Annotated in this window: 17 protein-coding genes; 6 read left to right on the plus strand and 11 right to left on the minus strand. The window is 69.5% G+C overall.

Annotated elements, in window-relative coordinates; genetic code table 11:
• Positions 1–236: 236 nt before the first annotated feature.
• Positions 237–788, plus strand: a complete 552-nt coding sequence (locus ACWDEX_RS15525; RefSeq protein WP_450463870.1) for a VanZ family protein — start codon at positions 237–239, stop codon at positions 786–788.
• Between the two features lie 164 nt (positions 789–952).
• Complete coding sequence (locus ACWDEX_RS15530; protein ID WP_450463871.1) at positions 953–1159, plus strand: PspC domain-containing protein; 207 nt, start codon at positions 953–955, stop codon at positions 1157–1159.
• A gap of 81 nt (positions 1160–1240) precedes the next feature.
• On the opposite strand, the gene ACWDEX_RS15535 is transcribed toward ACWDEX_RS15530, so the two are convergent.
• Both ACWDEX_RS15535 and ACWDEX_RS15540 read right to left on the minus strand, forming a co-directional pair.
• Positions 1241–1591 (minus strand): ATP-binding protein, encoded by a 351-nt coding sequence (locus tag ACWDEX_RS15535; RefSeq protein WP_450463872.1) that lies wholly within the window; start codon positions 1589–1591, stop codon positions 1241–1243.
• 130 nt (positions 1592–1721) lie between these two features.
• Positions 1722–2876 carry an adenosine deaminase gene (locus tag ACWDEX_RS15540; RefSeq protein WP_450463873.1) on the minus strand — a complete coding sequence of 385 codons (1155 nt, stop codon included), beginning with the start codon at positions 2874–2876 and terminating at the stop codon, positions 1722–1724.
• 262 nt (positions 2877–3138) lie between these two features.
• On the opposite strand from ACWDEX_RS15540, the gene ACWDEX_RS15545 reads away from it, so the two are divergent.
• A complete protein-coding gene (locus ACWDEX_RS15545) occupies positions 3139–3900 on the plus strand; it encodes an alpha/beta hydrolase (protein ID WP_450463874.1) in 762 nt (253 codons plus the stop codon).
• A gap of 69 nt (positions 3901–3969) precedes the next feature.
• Here ACWDEX_RS15545 and ACWDEX_RS15550 read toward each other — a convergent pair whose 3' ends face one another.
• Positions 3970–4923, minus strand: coding sequence for a LysR substrate-binding domain-containing protein (locus ACWDEX_RS15550; RefSeq protein WP_450463875.1), 954 nt, complete (start codon positions 4921–4923; stop codon positions 3970–3972).
• A 62-nt stretch (positions 4924–4985) separates the two neighbouring features.
• Here ACWDEX_RS15550 and ACWDEX_RS15555 point away from each other — a divergent pair, with 62 nt between their 5' ends.
• On the plus strand, positions 4986–6257 hold the full coding sequence (locus ACWDEX_RS15555; RefSeq protein ID WP_450463876.1) for an MFS transporter: 1272 nt from the start codon (positions 4986–4988) through the stop codon (positions 6255–6257).
• Positions 6258–6378: 121 nt separating this feature from the next.
• Positions 6379–7395, plus strand: coding sequence for a sigma-70 family RNA polymerase sigma factor (locus ACWDEX_RS15560; RefSeq protein WP_450463877.1), 1017 nt, complete (start codon positions 6379–6381; stop codon positions 7393–7395).
• Here ACWDEX_RS15560 and ACWDEX_RS15565 read toward each other — a convergent pair.
• Positions 7279–7632, minus strand: a complete 354-nt coding sequence (locus ACWDEX_RS15565) for an STAS domain-containing protein (RefSeq protein WP_450463879.1) — start codon at positions 7630–7632, stop codon at positions 7279–7281. The genes ACWDEX_RS15560 and ACWDEX_RS15565 overlap by 117 nt on opposite strands.
• Positions 7633–7813: 181 nt before the next feature.
• On the opposite strand from ACWDEX_RS15565, the gene ACWDEX_RS15570 reads away from it, so the two are divergent.
• A complete protein-coding gene (locus ACWDEX_RS15570; RefSeq protein ID WP_450463881.1) occupies positions 7814–8734 on the plus strand; it encodes an AEC family transporter in 921 nt (306 codons plus the stop codon).
• A 6-nt stretch (positions 8735–8740) separates the two neighbouring features.
• On the opposite strand, the gene ACWDEX_RS15575 is transcribed toward ACWDEX_RS15570, so the two are convergent.
• From ACWDEX_RS15575 to ACWDEX_RS15605, 7 genes are all read right to left on the minus strand, one after another.
• Positions 8741–9325, minus strand: coding sequence for a Uma2 family endonuclease (locus tag ACWDEX_RS15575; protein WP_450463882.1), 585 nt, complete (start codon positions 9323–9325; stop codon positions 8741–8743).
• A 95-nt stretch (positions 9326–9420) separates the two neighbouring features.
• Positions 9421–10698 carry a thymidine phosphorylase gene (locus tag ACWDEX_RS15580; protein ID WP_450463883.1) on the minus strand — a complete coding sequence of 426 codons (1278 nt, stop codon included), beginning with the start codon at positions 10696–10698 and terminating at the stop codon, positions 9421–9423.
• Between the two features lie 149 nt (positions 10699–10847).
• On the minus strand, positions 10848–11255 hold the full coding sequence (locus tag ACWDEX_RS15585; RefSeq protein WP_450463884.1) for a cytidine deaminase: 408 nt from the start codon (positions 11253–11255) through the stop codon (positions 10848–10850).
• Entirely contained in the window at positions 11252–12544 is a 1293-nt protein-coding gene (locus ACWDEX_RS15590) for an ABC transporter permease (protein ID WP_450463886.1), read from the minus strand. Before ACWDEX_RS15590 ends, ACWDEX_RS15585 begins: the two co-directional genes overlap by 4 nt.
• Positions 12541–13671, minus strand: coding sequence for an ABC transporter permease (locus tag ACWDEX_RS15595; protein ID WP_450463888.1), 1131 nt, complete (start codon positions 13669–13671; stop codon positions 12541–12543). The genes ACWDEX_RS15590 and ACWDEX_RS15595 overlap by 4 nt, the downstream gene beginning before the upstream one ends.
• The gene (locus ACWDEX_RS15600; protein ID WP_450464053.1) at positions 13668–15194 is read right to left on the minus strand and encodes an ABC transporter ATP-binding protein; all 1527 of its coding nucleotides are present in this window, start codon (positions 15192–15194) and stop codon (positions 13668–13670) included. Before ACWDEX_RS15600 ends, ACWDEX_RS15595 begins: the two co-directional genes overlap by 4 nt.
• 243 nt (positions 15195–15437) lie before the next feature.
• A complete protein-coding gene (locus ACWDEX_RS15605; RefSeq protein ID WP_450463890.1) occupies positions 15438–16499 on the minus strand; it encodes a BMP family lipoprotein in 1062 nt (353 codons plus the stop codon).
• Positions 16500–16515 lie beyond the last annotated feature (16 nt).

Here is a 16515-nt window from a genome sequence, read left to right on the forward strand (position 1 = left end):
GGCCTGGCTGCACACCTACAATCACCACCGCGGACACACCGCGCTCAAGGGCCAACCACCCGCCAGCCGCGTCCACAACCTCACGGGTCAGTACACCTAGTGCTGTGACCGGACTGCTCCGAACGAGAGATCCCAGCCGTCCGCCGGGGCGCTCCTGACTCGTACATGTGCCGTACCACTCACCCATCGCGGTGCATCTCGGAACCGATCCCGTGTAAAGGCGCGTCTTGGGGGGCGTGCAGCGTCAAGGCTCAAACGGCGGCAGCGCCGCGATCCGCGTCCGTGTGACAGGGGGTGTCCTCCTCGTCGCATACCTCGCCCTCGTCGCCTGGATCACGCTGCGCCCGCTGGACGTGCCCTGGGTCAGGCCCGCCAATCTGCATCCGCTCGCCGGTATCAGGGCCGATCTCGCGCTGGGCTGGCCGGAGGCCGCCAGCCGTATCGGAAAGGGACTCGCGCTGCTCGCACCGCTCGGGGTGCTGCTGCCGCTGACCGGTGGCCGGACCGACGTCTCACCGCTCGCCTCGCTGGCCCGTACGGTCGCCGCGGGCACCCTGCTCTCGCTGGGCATCGAGTTGCTGCAGACCGGCGTGCCCGGACAGGTCGCTGACATCGACGCGGTGCTGCTCAACACGGTCGGGGTGGCACTGGCTCACCTTGCGCTCGTGCCCGCGACCCGGTCCTGGCTCCGCCGCCGGGCCATGTACAGGCGGCGGGCCACCCTTCCCCGGGAGGAGCCGTCTCAGGGGCGGACCCCGACGATTCCAAGGGTCGGGATAGCTCCGTAGAGGGACGCTTCATCCCCTTCGTCCCCGTAGCGTGGAACACGTCGAGAGCGTCAAGGACACCGACACCGTCGAGGACATCGACATCGTCGCGAACCTGACGCCGACCTGAGGTCCCGGTATCCGCCGGGGCCGGAGTCCCGCCCACGGTTCGCGAAGGAGCCACCATGACCGCCCTTGCCCGCCCCACCCACGGACGGATGCTCGGCGGAGTGTGCGCAGCGCTGGCACGGCGCTTCGGCACCTCCGCGACGACGATGCGCGTGATCTTCGTGCTGTCGTGTCTGCTCCCCGGCCCGCAGTTCCTGCTCTACATAGCGCTGTGGATCCTGTTCCCGTCGGAGGAGCAGACGATGGCCGACGCACGCTGGTGACCCTCGCGCTCCGGTCCCCGGACACAGACGTGCCGATGGGCGCCCCGGGTCGGGGCGCCCATCGGCGTCGTACGGGTGGCCTCAGCCCAGCGGAACCCCGTTCACCGGCAGGCCGTGGGTGGGCAGCCCCTTGAGCGGCAGCCCACCGAGCAGCCTGGCGACCGGTGCGGCCGGGCCTCCGGCGACGGCCCTCTCGGCGGCGGGCCGAGCAGCGGTCACCGCCGCGCCGAGCGCGTCCTGACCCCGGCCGAGCGCCTCACCCGCGCCGGGCAGCGCCTTGACGACGTTTCCCGCCGGCAGCGCCTGGGTGGCGGAGTTCTGCCCGGCGGCGTGCGGCACGGCCGGGGCAGCGCTCGCGACGCCCGCGCCCGCGGCTGCGAAGGCGGCACCGAGAGCGGCGACACCGAGGGTCTTGGCAGCAGACTGCTTCATGCGAATGCTTCCTTGGATCCGATGACGGGGAGGTGAGCGGTCCAGAACCGTAAACACGGCGTGGCAGGCACCGCAAACATCCCGCAGCGGCCGGACACCCTGTTCCCGGCTGCTCGGGAATGAGGACCCGTCAGCCCTCGGATTCCACAGAACTGCTGGTCGAGGTGGTCTGCCTAAACAGCCATTCGGATTTCAGCTCGGCGTAACCGGGCTTGATGACGTCATTGATCATCGCCAGCCGTTCATCGAAAGGAATGAATGCTGACTTCATAGCATTGACGGTGAACCACTGGAGGTCGTCGAGCGTGTAACCGAACGCCTCGACCAGATGGTCGAATTCCCGGCTCATGCTGGTTCCCGACATCAGACGGTTGTCGGTGTTCACCGTGACACGGAAGTGCAGCCGCCGCAGCAGCCCGATGGGGTGGTCGGCGTACGACGCGGCGGCGCCGGTCTGCAGGTTGGAGCTGGGGCACAGCTCCAGTGGGACGCGCTTGTCACGTACGTACGAGGCCAGGCGCCCGAGTTTGACCGAGCCGTCGTCGAGGATCCGGATGTCGTCGATGATGCGCACCCCGTGTCCGAGCCGGTCGGCGCCGCACCATTGCAGGGCCTGCCAGATCGAGGGCAGCCCGAAGGCCTCGCCGGCGTGGATGGTGAAGTGGTTGTTCTCCCGCTTGAGGTACTCGAAGGCGTCGAGGTGCCGGGTGGGCGGGTAACCGGCCTCGGCACCGGCGATGTCGAAGCCGACCACCCCCAGATCCCGGTACCGGTTGGCGAGTTCGGCGATCTCCAGGGCGCGCGCCGCGTGCCGCATGGCGGTGAGCAGCGCGCCCACGCGGATGCGGTGGCCGTTCGCGCTCGCCCGCCGCTCACCTTCCCTGAAGCCCTCGTCGACCGCCTCGACGACCTCTTCGAGGGTGAGCCCGCCCTCCAGGTGCTGCTCGGGCGCGTACCGCACCTCGGCATAGACGACCCCGTCCTCGGCGAGGTCCTCCGCGCACTCGGCCGCCACACGCACGAGCGCCTCGCGGGTCTGCATCACGCCGACGGTGTGCGAGAAGGTCTCCAGGTACCGCTCCAGGGAACCGGAGTCGGCTGCCTCGCGGAACCAGTCGCCCAGCTTGACCGGATCGGTCTCGGGAAGGTTCGCATAGCCGGTCTGACGGGCGAGTTCGACGATCGTGCCGGGACGCAGGCCCCCGTCGAGATGGTCGTGCAGCAGGACCTTGGGCGCCCGGCGGATCTGATCCCGGTTCGGGGTGTTCTGGTGCTGGCTCGTCATTTTCGCACCCTAGCGCCTACGCGTGTAGATGTTCAGTATGGCGAAGTGTCGATATCCAAAGGTGATCCACCGTACGGGTTTCGTACACGGCCGCTTCTGACACTGTTCTGTTGTGACTCCGCTCCCCCGCCGGAAGGCGGGCCGAAGCGAGAGTCGCGAGCCAGCCAGAACCGGCCCCTCGCGGGGCGCGAAGGAAGTACCACACGCCAGGGAACCGATTCCCCCACCGGCCGAAGCCGGTGGTCCCCTCACTAGGAGACCGATGGCACACCAGGCGACGCCGGTTCGCAGGGCCCGGCTGGGGAGAGCGCTCGGCCCGGAGCCGGCGGCGGTGAGCGGCGCGGTGCTGCTGCTCCCGGGCGGCGATCAGGTGTCCACCCGCAGACCGTCCCCCTTGACGGCGACCGTCTCCGTCCGGGCGCTCGGCCGCCACCTGGCACGCGCGGGGCACGGCGACGGCCTGGTCGGCCATGTGGTGCACTACCGGTACCGGGGCTGGAACGACAGCGAGGCGCACATGGCGCAGGACGCCACATGGGCCGCCGACGAGGTCGTACGACGCTACGGGGACGTGCCGGTCTGTCTGCTCGGCCGGGACATGGGCGGCCGGGCCGCGCTGCACGCGGCCGGGCACACGGCCGTCACCTCGGTTCTGGCGCTCGCGCCCTGGCTGCCCGAGGACGACAGGGCGTCGTCGCCCGAACCGGTGAAGCAGCTCACGGGCCGGCAGGTGATGATCGTGCACGGTACGCACGACGGGTCCGCGGACCCGGAGCTGTCGTTCCGGCTGGCAGCGCGCGTGAAGAAGGCGAACCGCGACATCTGCCGCTTCGAAGTGCACTCCGACGGGCATGGGTTACGCCAATACCGGTCCGAAGTGCACGCGCTGGCCGAGAACTTCGTGATGGGCACACTGTTCGGGCGGGCCTTCTCCCGGCCGGTGCAGGACGCATTGGCGGCCCCGCCCCCACTGGGGTTGCGGATGCCGTTGGCGGCGGGGTTCGGGCGGACGCTCAAGCGGTGAGGGGGATGCCCCTGCCGGGGGGCTGCGGCATTGCACATGGGCGCGCTCGACCACCCACCGCCCGTACCGTCAATCGGGCAGAAGCCGACCCCGCCTCGACAGCAGGAACCTCTTGAACGCCGCCACCGGCTGCGTATCGACGTGGCCCTCCAACCACGCCACCCCGATCTCCCGCACCGCCCGTGGCGAGGTGACCGTCAGTTCCACGACACCGGGGCGCGGTACAGCGGGCGGCGGCAGCAGCGCCACGCCCAGTCCCGCCGCGACCAGGCCGCGCAACGTCTCCGCCTCCTCGCCCTCGAAGGCGGTGCGCGGGACGAACCCGGCCTTCCGGCACAGGTCGTCGGTGATGCGCCGCAGTCCGTAGCCGGGTTCGAGGGTCACGAAGGCCTCGTCGGCGGCCTCGGCGAGGCGGATGCGCCTGCGGCCCGCGAGCCGGTGGTCGGCGGGGACGACGAGCCGCAGCTTCTGCTCGTCGAGGCGCCGGGCGACCAGGTCGGGGGCATCCGGCACCGGGGAGGTCAGGCACAGGTCCAACTCCCCGGCCCGCAGCCTTTCGAGCATCGCCTCCCCGTAGTTCTGCACGAGGCTGAAGCGGACTCGCGGGTGGTCGGCGCGGAAGGCGTGGATCAGTGCGGGCACGGTCTCTGCCCCCATCGTGTGCAGGAAGCCGAAGGCGACCTTGCCGGCGGCCGGGTCGGCGTCCGCGCGTACCTCCTCGGCGGCCCGCTCGATCTCCCCGAGGGCTCGCTCGACGGAGGCGAGGAACGTACGGCCGACCGGCGTGAGCGACACCGTCCGGCCACGACGGGCGAACAACTCGACGCCCAGGTCCTCCTCGAGCCGGACGAGCGCACGGGACAGGGTGGACTGCGGGACCTGCATCTCCTGCGCGGCACGCGTGACGTGCTCGGTACGGGCGACTCCGGCGAAGTACGCCAGGCGCGGCGCGAGCAGCGCGACGATGTCTTCTGTGTCACCGAACGGTGACAGGCGAGCTGCTGACCTTTGCTGATGCACCATGTGAACGATTATGCGGATTTCATGCATTGGACGCATGAACGGAGGGTCCGTACGTTCGAAGCATGCCTGCCGCCGATACCGGGGCGTCCACCGTCGTGGACGCCGACGCCGTCACCCGCCCCGTCTCCGACTCCCGTATGACTCCGGGCGACCCTGGTTTCCGCCGGATGAGCCTCGCCCTGTTCCTGGCGGGGGTCGCGACCTTCGCCCTCCTCTACTCCACGCAGGCTTTGCTGCCGCTCGTCTCCCACGACTTCGGGGCGACGGCGAGCGCGGCGAGCTGGACGGTGTCGGGCGCGACGGGCGCGCTGGCGCTGTTCGTCCTCCCCATGAGCGCGCTGTCGGAGCGCTTCGGGCGTCGTACGGTCATGACGGCGTCGCTGGCGATCGCGGTGACGGTCGGCCTGCTGGTCCCCTTCGCCCCGTCACTGGGCTCGCTGATCGTGCTGCGGGCCGTCCAGGGCGCGGCCCTGGCGGGCCTGCCGGCCTCGGCGACGGCGTATCTGGCGGAGGAGGTCAGCCCGAAGGCGCTGATCACGGCGATCGGCCTGTTCGTGGCCGGCAACAGCGTCGGCGGGATGAGCGGCCGGATCATCACCGGCTGGGTCGCGCAGGAGTGGGGCTGGCGGGTGGCCGTGGGTGCCATCGGCGTGATCGCGGTCGCCTGCGCGGTGGCCTTCCGCCTCCTGCTGCCGGCGCCGAGGCACTTCGAGCCGGGCTCGCTGCGCCCGCGCGTCCTGGCCCGCTCGGTCCGTGACCACCTCGCCAACCCGCTGCTGCGTCGGCTGTACGCGATCGGCGCGCTGTTCATGACGGTGTTCGGCGGTGTCTACACGGTGATCGGGTTCCGCCTCACCGGTGCGCCGTTCTCCCTGCCGCAGGGCATCATCGGCTCGATCTTCCTGGTGTATTTGGTGGGCACGGTGTCCGCGTCGGCGGCGGGCAGGCTGGTGGGTCGCCTGGGTCGCCGCGGTGCCCTCTACCTGGCGGGCGGCACGACGACGGCGGGCCTGCTGGTGTCGCTCGCACCCTCGCTGCCGTTGGTGCTGCTGGGCCTGGTCCTGATCACGGCGGGCTTCTTCGCGGGCCACGCGGTCGCGTCGTCGGCGGTCAGTCACACGGCGAAGCGGGGCCGCGCCCAGGCCTCCGCCCTCTACCAGTCGTCGTATTACATCGGCTCCAGCGCAGGCAGCACGCTCGGCGCGGTCGCCTTCCACACGGCCGGCTGGGCCGGAACGGTGGGCATGGGCCTGCTGGCGGTGCTCGGCGTCGTGATGATCACGGTGCTGGGGTCGAGGGCGGCGCGAGCCGAGCGGTGGCTCGCGACCGCCTGACAACACCGGTCTGAGCTGGGCTTTCCCGCGCTCAAAGGGCGTTGTCAGTGGCCTGTTGTAGGTTCCGCAGTGCTGGGGCGCGACTGAGCGCGAGCGAGAACGGCCGCAAGGTGGGTAGACCATGGGTGACGGCACGGCGACGTTGGACGACCTCGATGTCCGGCTGGAGAAGCACAGGATCGAACTGACCGGGTACTGCTACCGCATGCTCGGTTCCTCCTTCGAGGCCGAGGACGCGGTGCAGGACACGATGGTCCGCGCCTGGCGGAGCTACGAGAAGTTCGAGGGCCGCTCCTCCCTCCGCTCGTGGCTGTACCGGATCGCGACCAACGTCTGCCTGGACATGCTGAACGCAGGCAACAAGCGCGCCCGCCCCGTGGACCTGACCGACTCCACACCGCTGGCCCAGGCCGCCCTCTCCCCTCGCCCCGACAACACCTGGCTGGAGCCGATGCCGGACGCCCGCGTACTGCCTTCGGTGACCGACCCGGCAGAGGCCGCGATGGCGAAGGAATCGGTGCGACTCGCATTCATGGCCGCCCTGCAGCAACTGCCGCCCAAGCAGCGTGCGGTACTGATCCTGCGCGAGGTGCTGGCCTGGAAGGCGAGCGAGGTCGCCGAACTCCTCGGCACCTCGGTCGCCTCGGTCAACAGCGCGCTGCAGCGGGCCCGCGCGACGCTGGCGGAGAAGAACGCGGAGGGGGCCGACGCCGCCGTCTCCGACCCCCTCGACGAGGCGCAGCAAAAGCTCCTGAAGCGCTATGTGGCGGCCTTCGAGGGGTACGACATGAGGGCGTTGACCGCCCTGCTGCACGAGGACGCGGTGATGACGATGCCGCCGTTCGACCTGTGGCTGCGCGGCACGCCGGACATCACCGGCTTCATGACCACGCTCGGCTCCGCCTGCGCACGCTCGCGCCTGGTACCGGTCTCGGTCAACGGCCTGCCGGGCTTCGCCCAGTACAAGCCGGACCCGGACACGGGCGGCTTCACGGCCTGGGCGATTCAGGTCCTGGAGATATCAGACGGTCAGCTCACCGGGTTCCACTTCTTCCTCGACACCGAGCGCTGGTTCCCCCTGTTCGACCTGCCCCTCCAGCTCGAAGGGGATGCCGACCAGGTTCAGCAGGAGGCCTAGCGCTGGGTCAGGGGCGCGCAGCAGGATGCGGCCACCGGCTCGCCGCGCGGCGAGCTGAAGCCGCGCCAGCAGGTCGACGGCACCCAGATCCGGTGGTCTCAGCCTGGCCACGTCGCACACCACGACCCCGGCTCGGGTCGTCTTCAGCAGCCCGCGCACGTCGTCGCACAGCCCCCTCACCTCCTCCCGGGTGACGGGGCCGACGAGCATGAGTACGGCGGGTGTTATGGCCTCCATGATCTCTAGACCGTCCCGTCAGACGTAACTCATCGGAAGCCGGCGGAGGCCGGCAGGAGCGGTGTGACTCGACGGAGATCACATTGACGGGCTCCCGCCCCGCCCCGGAGAGTGATCGTATGCCCCACGGTTCAGCACCGGCCTGCTTGCGCGACGACATCCTGTCCGCCAAGGAGGCCGTGTGCGGGGGGTGTTGACGGGGTTCGCGGTCATCGCGGTCGTGATCGGTGTCGGCTGTGTGATCGGGCGGCGCGGCTCTCTCGGTGCCCAGGGCGGCGAGGTGTTGACCAGGCTGGCCTTCCACGTGGCGACCCCGGCCCTGTTGTTCACCACGCTGGCCCGGTCCGACCTGTCGGTGGTCTTCTCCAGCCGGCTCCTGGTGACGGCGATGAGCACGGCGGTGGCCGGGGGCGTCTTCCTGGCGGTCGGTGTCGTACGCCACTGGGGCGTGGGCCGCACCACGATCGGCGCGCTGTGCTCCAGCTACGTCAACTCCGGCAATCTCGGCATCCCGATCGCCGCCTACGTCCTGGGCGATGCCTCGCTGGTGGCCCCCGTCCTGCTGTTCCAGCAGATCGTGGTCACGCCCGTCGCCCTGACGGTCCTCGACCTCTCCGGCGCGGGTGAGAAGGGCCCACTGGGGCAACGCCTGCTGACACCGCTGCGCAATCCGATCGCGGTGGGCGCGCTGACCGGGGTCCTGGTCGCGGCGACCGGGCTGCACGTCCCCGGCCCGATCATGGAGCCGCTGACGCTGATCAGCAACATGTCCGTCCCGGCCGTCCTGCTGGCCTTCGGTATCGCCCTGCACGGCAGCGCTGCCCCCGGCCGTGGCCGCGACCGCCCTCTGGTGCTGCTCTCGGTCGCCCTGAAGTCGGTGGGCCAGCCACTCGCCGCGTGGGCGCTCGCGACGGGCGTCTTCGGGCTGCACGGCGACCGACTGCTCGACGTGGTGGTCACTTCGGCCCTGCCCGCGGCCCAGAACCTGTTCACCTACGCCAGCCGCTACCGGGTGGGCGAGTCCCTGGCCCAGCAGTCGATCCTGCTGTCGACGCTGCTGTCAGTGCCGGTGCTGGTGGGTGTTGCGGCCTTGTTGGGCTGACGAGAGTCAGTCGACCGGGAACTCTCCGGTGTCGATCACCAGGTCGAAGGGGGCGGGGAGCTTGAGGGTGTCGCCGAACTTGACGGCGCTCAGAACCCGGTAGACGTCACCCTTCGGCTCGCCGTACAGCGTCGCCGTGGGGCCGCCGGGGGCCCAGCGGTCGACGAGGAGGTAGAGGGGGATGCCGGCGGTCGCGTAGGCGGCGGGCTTGCTGACGCGGTCGTGGCGGGCATTGGAACGCGAGGTCACCTCGACGACGAGTTCGGCGAGGGCTGCCGGGATGTGGCTGTCCGCCTCTACGTGGTCCCGTACCGGGGTCACCACGAGGTCCGGGATCAACATGCCCAGACGCGATGGCACAGCGATCGCGAGCGTTTGGAAGACCCCCCAGTCGTCGGGAATGACGGAGTAGAGGCGACGCTGGATGCGTTCTGCAATCAGGTTGTGCCGGTACGCGGGAGCAGGTGACACGGTGATGATCCCCTCGATGATCTCCACCTTGCTGCCCTCGGGCCACTCCATCTCCTCCCAGAACCGGACGAGGTCGTCCCAGCTCTGGTCGGGCTCCTGGCTCACGGTGACTGCGCCCATGGCGGTTCTCCTATCGGTCATCACCGATCCCAGCATGCCGAACGGGACCGGCGGCGGTCCACCGATCCCGTTCACCCGAATGGGAAAACACCTGGTCAGGCGATACGTTCCAGCACCACGGGGGAAGCCGCGTACTCCGTGCCCGGCGCCGCGATGTCGTACGAACCCTCGACCGCCTCAAGCGCGTACGCGAAGCGCTCGGGGGTGTCCGTGTGCAGGGTGAGCAGCGGCTGGCCCTCCGTCACCCTGTCGCCCGGCTTGGCGTGCATCTCGACGCCCGCGGCCGCCTGCACCGGGTCCTCCTTGCGGGCACGGCCGGCACCGAGGCGCCAGGCGGCGACGCCGATGTCGTACGCGTCCAGGCGGGTCAGGACACCCGACGACGGCGCCGTGATCACGTGCTGTTCGCGGGAGGTGGGCAGCGCCGCGTCCGGGTCACCGCCCTGGGCGGCGATCATGCGGCGCCAGACGTCCATGGCGGAACCGTCGGCCAGGGCCTTCGCCGGGTCCGCGTCCTTCAGCCCGGCCGCGTCCAGCATCTCGCGCGCGAGGGCCAGGGTCAGTTCGACCACGTCGGCCGGGCCGCCGCCCGCGAGGACCTCCACCGACTCGCGGACCTCCAGCGCGTTGCCCGCGGTCAGCCCCAGCGGGGTCGACATGTCCGTCAGGAGCGCCACCGTCCGCACGCCGTGGTCCGTGCCCAGGCCGACCATGGTGGAGGCCAGTTCGCGCGCATCCTCGATCGTCTTCATGAAGGCGCCGCTGCCCACCTTGACATCGAGGACCAGCGAGCCGGTTCCCTCCGCGATCTTCTTGGACATGATGGACGAGGCGATCAGCGGGATCGCCTCCACCGTGCCCGTGACATCGCGCAGCGCGTAGAGCTTCTTGTCCGCGGGCGCCAGGCCGTCGCCCGCCGCGCACACCACCGCGCCGGTGGTGTCGAGGACGTTCAGCATCTCCTCGTTCGACAGCAGGGCACGCCAGCCGGGGATCGACTCCAGCTTGTCCAGCGTGCCGCCGGTGTGGCCGAGACCGCGGCCCGACAACTGCGGAACGGCCGCGCCACAGGCGGCGACCAGCGGGGCGAGCGGAAGGGTGATCTTGTCGCCGACGCCGCCCGTGGAGTGCTTGTCGGCCGTCGGGCGCGACAGCGACGAGAAGTCCATGCGCTCGCCGGAGGCGATCATGGCGGCGGTCCAGCGGGCGATCTCGCGCCGGTTCATGCCGTTCAGCAGGATCGCCATGGCCAGCGCGGACATCTGCTCGTCGGCGACCTCGCCCCGGGTGTAGGCGTCGATCACCCAGTCGATCTGCTCGTCGCTCAGCTCACCGCGGTCCCGCTTGGTGCGGATGACGGAGATGACGTCCATGGCATTCCTTCCGGCAAATTCACATCACTGGCGCCCGTACAACTCTGTACTCCCCCAAGCTCTTCGAGCAGGGGACCCCCCATGGACTCTACGCGCATAGAGGCAGGGAGCAAAGCGGCCCCTCCACGCCAAGTGGAGGGGCCGCGAGGCTACTTCAGATGGTCGGGGCCGAAGGCCTGCGGAAGCATCTCCGACAGGGGCACGATCCCCGCCGGGGTCTCCAACAGCAGCTCCGGGCCGCCGAATTCGTACAGCAACTGGCGGCAGCGACCGCAGGGCACCAGCACCGCGCCCTGGCCGTCGACGCAGGTGAAGTGCGTCAGCCGGCCGCCGCCGCTGAGCTGCAGCGCCGAGACCAGGCCGCATTCGGCGCACAACCCGAGGCCGTACGAGGCGTTCTCGACGTTGCAGCCGGTGACCGTGCGGCCGTCCTCGACGAGCGCCGCCGCGCCGACCGGATAGCCGGAGTACGGGACGTACGCCCGGGACATCGCTTCCCGGGCCGCCTCGCGCAGCGTCACCCAGCCCTCCCAGACCGTTGCCTCGGGGGAACTCACTTGCCTTGCCCCTTCCGGTAGCGCATACCGTCCGCCTTGGGCATCCGCAGGCGCTGCGCCGACAGCGACAGCACCAGCAGCGTGACGACGTAGGGGGTCGCACCCACGAAGTCGCTGGGCACCTCCTTCGTCAGCAGGTACCACACCAGGATCACCACGGCGATGCCCGCGGTGACGGCGGCCTGCCACATCGCCTTGCGGTACAGCTTCCACAGGGCGAGCAGCACCAGCAACACGAAGAGCAGGAGCAGCAGCGCGTGCACGGTCTCGCCGCCGTTGCGCAGCTGGAGCGCGTCGGAGAAGCCGAACAGGCCCGCGCCCATGGCGACTCCGCCGGGCCGCCAGTTACCGAAGATCATCGCCGCGAGACCGATGTAGCCGCGCCCGCCCGTCTGGCCTTCCAGATAGGTGTGCGAGGTGACCAGCGCGAGGAAGGCACCGCCGAGTCCGGCGAGGCCGCCGGAGACGGCGACGGCCGCGTACTTGTACGAGTAGACGTTGACGCCGAGCGACTCGGCGGCGATCGGGTTCTCGCCGCAGGAGCGCAGCCGCAGGCCGAAGGCCGTGCGCCACAGGAGCCACCAGCTGCCGACGAACAGGACCACGGCGAGGACGGTCACCACGGAGACGTCGGTGACCAGTCCGCCGAGGATGCCGGCGAGGTCGGAGACGAGGAACCAGTGGTGCTTCTCGATCGAGGAGAGTGCGTCGGACAGCCCCGGGACGGTGATGCGGGGCAGGCTGTCGACGGGCGGGGACTGCTTGGGGTTGCCGCCCTTGGCCGCCGGGGTGCCGTCCGCGAAGAAGACCTTGGCGAGGTACTGGGTCGCGCCGAGCGCGAGCAGGTTGACGGCGACACCGGAGACGATGTGGTCGACGCCGAAGGTTATGGTGGCGACGGCGTGCACGAGGCCGCCGATGACGCCGAAGCCGATACCGCAGAGCAGGCCGAGCCAGGGGCTGGACTGCCAGCCGAGCCAGCCCGCACCGAAGGTGCCGAGGATCATCATGCCCTCGAGGCCGATGTTGACCACACCGGCCCGCTCGGACCACAGACCCGCGAGACCGGCGAGGCCGATCGGCACGGCGAGGCCGAGCGCAGCGCTGACCTGTCCGGCGGAATCGATCTGGTCGGCACCCGTGATGACGCGCACGGCGGCGACCAGGATCAGCGCGCCCATGATGATCAGCAGGATCTGCGCGAGCGAGAAGCGGGAGCCCTTGGGCTGCTGGGAGCCGCTCGCCTTGGCCGCCGCGGGGGGCGGCGTGTCGGTCATCGTGGCAGTCACTTCGCCACCTCCAGGTTCTCGGTCGGGGCGGCGGCCTGGGCGGCGAGCTCCGCGCCGACGCGATGCTGCTGACGCTTGAGGCCGTAGCGGCGCACGACCTCGTAGGCGATGACGACGCAGAGGACGATGACGCCCTGGATGACGCCCAGGATCTCCTTGTCGTAGCCCTGGAACTCCAGGTGGTTCGTGGTGCGCTCCAGGAAGCCCCAGAGCAGGGCGCCGAGCGCGATACCGACCGGGTTGTTGCGGCCGAGCAGCGCGATGGCGATGCCGGTGAAGCCGATCCCGTTGGGGAAGCTGTTGTCGTACTGGTGGGTCTCGTTCAGCAGCGTGGGCAGACCGACCAGGCCGGCCACCGCACCCGAGATGATCATGCTGGTGGCGACCATCTTCTTCACCGACACACCGCTCGCCGCGGCGGCGGTCTCGGACTGGCCGACGGTGCGCAGGTCGAAGCCGAACCGGGTACGGCCGAGCACGAACCAGTACGCGATGCCGACAACCACGGCGACGACGATGAAGCCGTTCAGGATGCCGGCCGCGCCCGTGTCGATGGTGAAGAAGAACGAGGACGACGGCAGCGGCTTGGTGGAGACGAGGGTGCCGGCCTTGTCGAGCTCGCCCAGCTTTCCGGGCTGGAGCAGATAACCGATGATCGCGGTGGCGATCGAGTTCAGCATGATCGTCGAGATGACCTCGCTGACGCCGCGGGTCACCTTGAGGATGCCGGAGATGGCCGCCCACAGGGCACCGGTCGCCATGGCGCACACGATGATCAGCGGGACGGCGATCCAGCCGGGCGCGGTGAGCGCTCCGCCGAGGACGGCGGCGATGAACGCGGCGAGCCGGTACTGGCCGTCGACACCGATGTTGAACAGGTTCATGCGGAAGCCGATGGCCACCGCGACACCGGCCAGGTAGTAGGTCGTCGCCTTGTTCAGGATGAAGACCTGGCTGTCGCTGGCGAAGCCGTAGGTCGTCATGTCGCTGAAGGCGTCGCCGGGGTTCTTGCCGGTGGCGAGGATCACCAGGGTGGTGACGACGAGCGCGGCCACGATGGCCAGCAGCGGTGCGGCGATCCCGAGGAGCAGCCGCTCCTTGTCGATCCGTGAGGTCAGCTTGTTCATCGCGCGTCGTCCTCTGTGTGCTCCAGGCGGCCGGTGGCGGCTCCCGTCATGGCGGAGCCCAGCTCCTCGGGGGTGATCGTGGCGGGGTCGGCGTCGGCAACCAGACGGCCGCGGTACATCACCCGCAGGGTGTCGGAGAGCCCGATCAGCTCGTCCAGGTCGGCGGATATCAGCAGCACGGCCAGGCCCTCGCGACGAGCCTCACGGATGTGGTCCCAGATCGCGGCCTGCGCGCCGACGTCCACGCCGCGGGTGGGGTGGGCGGCGATGAGGAACCTGGGGTTGTGGCTCATCTCGCGGCCGACGATGAGCTTCTGCTGGTTGCCGCCGGACAGCGAGGCGGCGGTCACGTCGATGCCGGGCGTGCGGACGTCGTAGGCCTCGACGATGCGCTCGGTGTCGGTACGGGCGGCCTTGAGGTCGAGCAGTCCGCTGTGCGAGTTCGGCTTCTCGGTGACATGGCCGAGGATGCGGTTCTCCCACAGCGGTGCTTCGAGGAGCAGGCCGTGGCGGTGGCGGTCCTCGGGGATGTAGCCGATGCCGGCCTCGCGGCGGCGGCGGGTGGGGGCCTGGGAGATCTCGTCCCCATCGAGCGCGATGACACCGGCGTCCGGACGGCGGATGCCCATGATCGCCTCGACCAGCTCGGACTGGCCGTTGCCCTCCACACCGGCGATGCCGAGGACCTCGCCCTTGTGGATGGTGAAGGAGATCTCGTCGAGGATGACGCGCTCGATGCCGTCGAGGTCGGTCTGCGTCAGGTGCAGTCCGTCCACCTTCAGCATCGGGACGTCCGTGACGGTGGACTCCTCGGTCTCCGGCGAGGGCAGCTCGCTGCCGACCATCATCTCGGCGAGCTGCTTGGAGGTGGTGGTCTTGGGGTCGGCGGTGCCGACGGTGGTGCCGCGCCGGATGACGGTGATCTCGTCGGCGACGTTCAGCACCTCGCCCAGCTTGTGCGAGATGAAGATGACCGTGAGGCCTTCGGCCTTCAGCTCGCGCAGGTTGTCGAAGAGCGCGTCGACTTCCTGCGGCACGAGGACCGCGGTGGGCTCGTCGAGGATGAGGGTGCGGGCGCCGCGGTAGAGGACCTTGAGGATCTCCACGCGCTGGCGGTCGGCGACGCCCAGCTGCTCGACCAGGACGTCGGGTCGCACGTTCAACCCGTACGCGTCCGAGATCTCGTTGATCTTCTTGCGAGCCTTGGCCCCGATGCCGTGCAGCTTCTCCGCGCCGAGGACGACGTTCTCGAGGACGGTGAGGTTGTCGGCGAGCATGAAGTGCTGGTGCACCATGCCGATGCCGCGCGCGATGGCGTCGGCGGGGTTGTGGAACGAGACCTGTTCGCCGTCGACGGTGATGGTGCCCTCGTCCGGCTTCTGCATGCCGTAGAGGATCTTCATCAGCGTGGACTTGCCGGCACCGTTCTCACCGCAGAGGGCATGGACGGTGCCCTTGCGGACGGTGATGTCGATGTCGCGGTTGGCGACGACACCGGGGAAGCGCTTGGTGATGCCGCGCAGTTCGACGGCAGCGGGAGGGCTGGACGCGTTGATGGCGCACTCTCCTCAAGGGAAAGGGACTTCGGGGGAGGGCGGGCGTCGGCGACGCTAGCGCGACAACTCAGAGCTACACGCGTAGAGTTGACACATTGTTATGGCTCGGCGCGGGGGCGGTGTGCACCCCGCGCCGAGCCGTGGTCCGCCGGGACCGTCAGGTCACGGGAAGGTCCGCACGATCCCGTGCTCCGTCCCGCGACCGCCGGGTCACGGGGTCGTCTTGACCTTGATCTTGCCGTCGATGATGTTCTGCTGAGCGGCGTCCAGCTTGGCCTTGATGTCGTCGATGAAGCCACCGCTGGTGGAGAGCGAGACACCCTTCTCGGCGAGGGAGTAGCTGTGGGTGCCGGTCATCGGCTTGCCGTCCTTGACGGACTTGATCAGCTCGTAGACGCCGACGTCGACGTTCTTGACGACCGAGGTCAGGATCGACTTCTTGTACTTGGCCAGACCCGGGATGTTGTACTGGTCCGAGTCGACGCCGATACCCCAGGCGCCCGACTTGCCGCTGACGGCCTCGATCGAGCCGTTGCCGGAGGAGCCGGCCGCGGAGTAGATGACGTCGGCGCCCTTGTCGAGCATGCCCTGCGCGGCTTCCTTGGCCTTGTCGGGGGAGTTGAAGCCGGAGGTGTCCGAGCCGTGGCTCAGGTACTGGGTATCGATCTTGATCTTCTTGTTGGTGTCCTGGACACCCTGGACGAAGCCCGCCTCGAACTTCTTGATGAGCGGGACGTCCACACCTCCGATGAAGCCGACGTGGTCGCTCTTCGTCTTCAGGGCGGCCGCGACGCCGGCCAGGTAGGAGCCCTGCTCCTCGGTGAAGACGATGCTGTCGGTGTTCTTCGTGTTCACCACGGAGTCGACGATGCCGAAGGTGGTCTTCGGGAACTTCGCGGCAACCTTGGTCATGGAGTTGGAGTAGGCGTAGCCGACACCGATGATCGGGTTGTAGCCCGCGGAGGCGAGGTCCGAGAGGCGCTGCTCGCGGTCGGCCTCGGTGTCCGTGTTCTTCGCGGTCAGCTCCTTGAGCGAACCGCCGAACTCGGACTTGGCCTTGTCGGCACCGCGCGCGGCAGAGTCGTTGAAGGAGTGGTCCCCACGGCCGCCGACGTCAAAGGCGAGACCGATCTTGACACCGTTCTTGCCCGAGTCGGTCGAACCACTCGACCCGGAATCCTTCTCGTTCGACGTGCTGCCACACGCGGTGACGGAAAGCGCGAGGGCCGCGGTCGCGAGACACGCGGCAGAGATCTTGGCTACCCGGCGCAAGGGAGGCTCCTTCAAC

It is taken from the genome of Streptomyces sp. NPDC001020 (assembly GCF_053599115.1).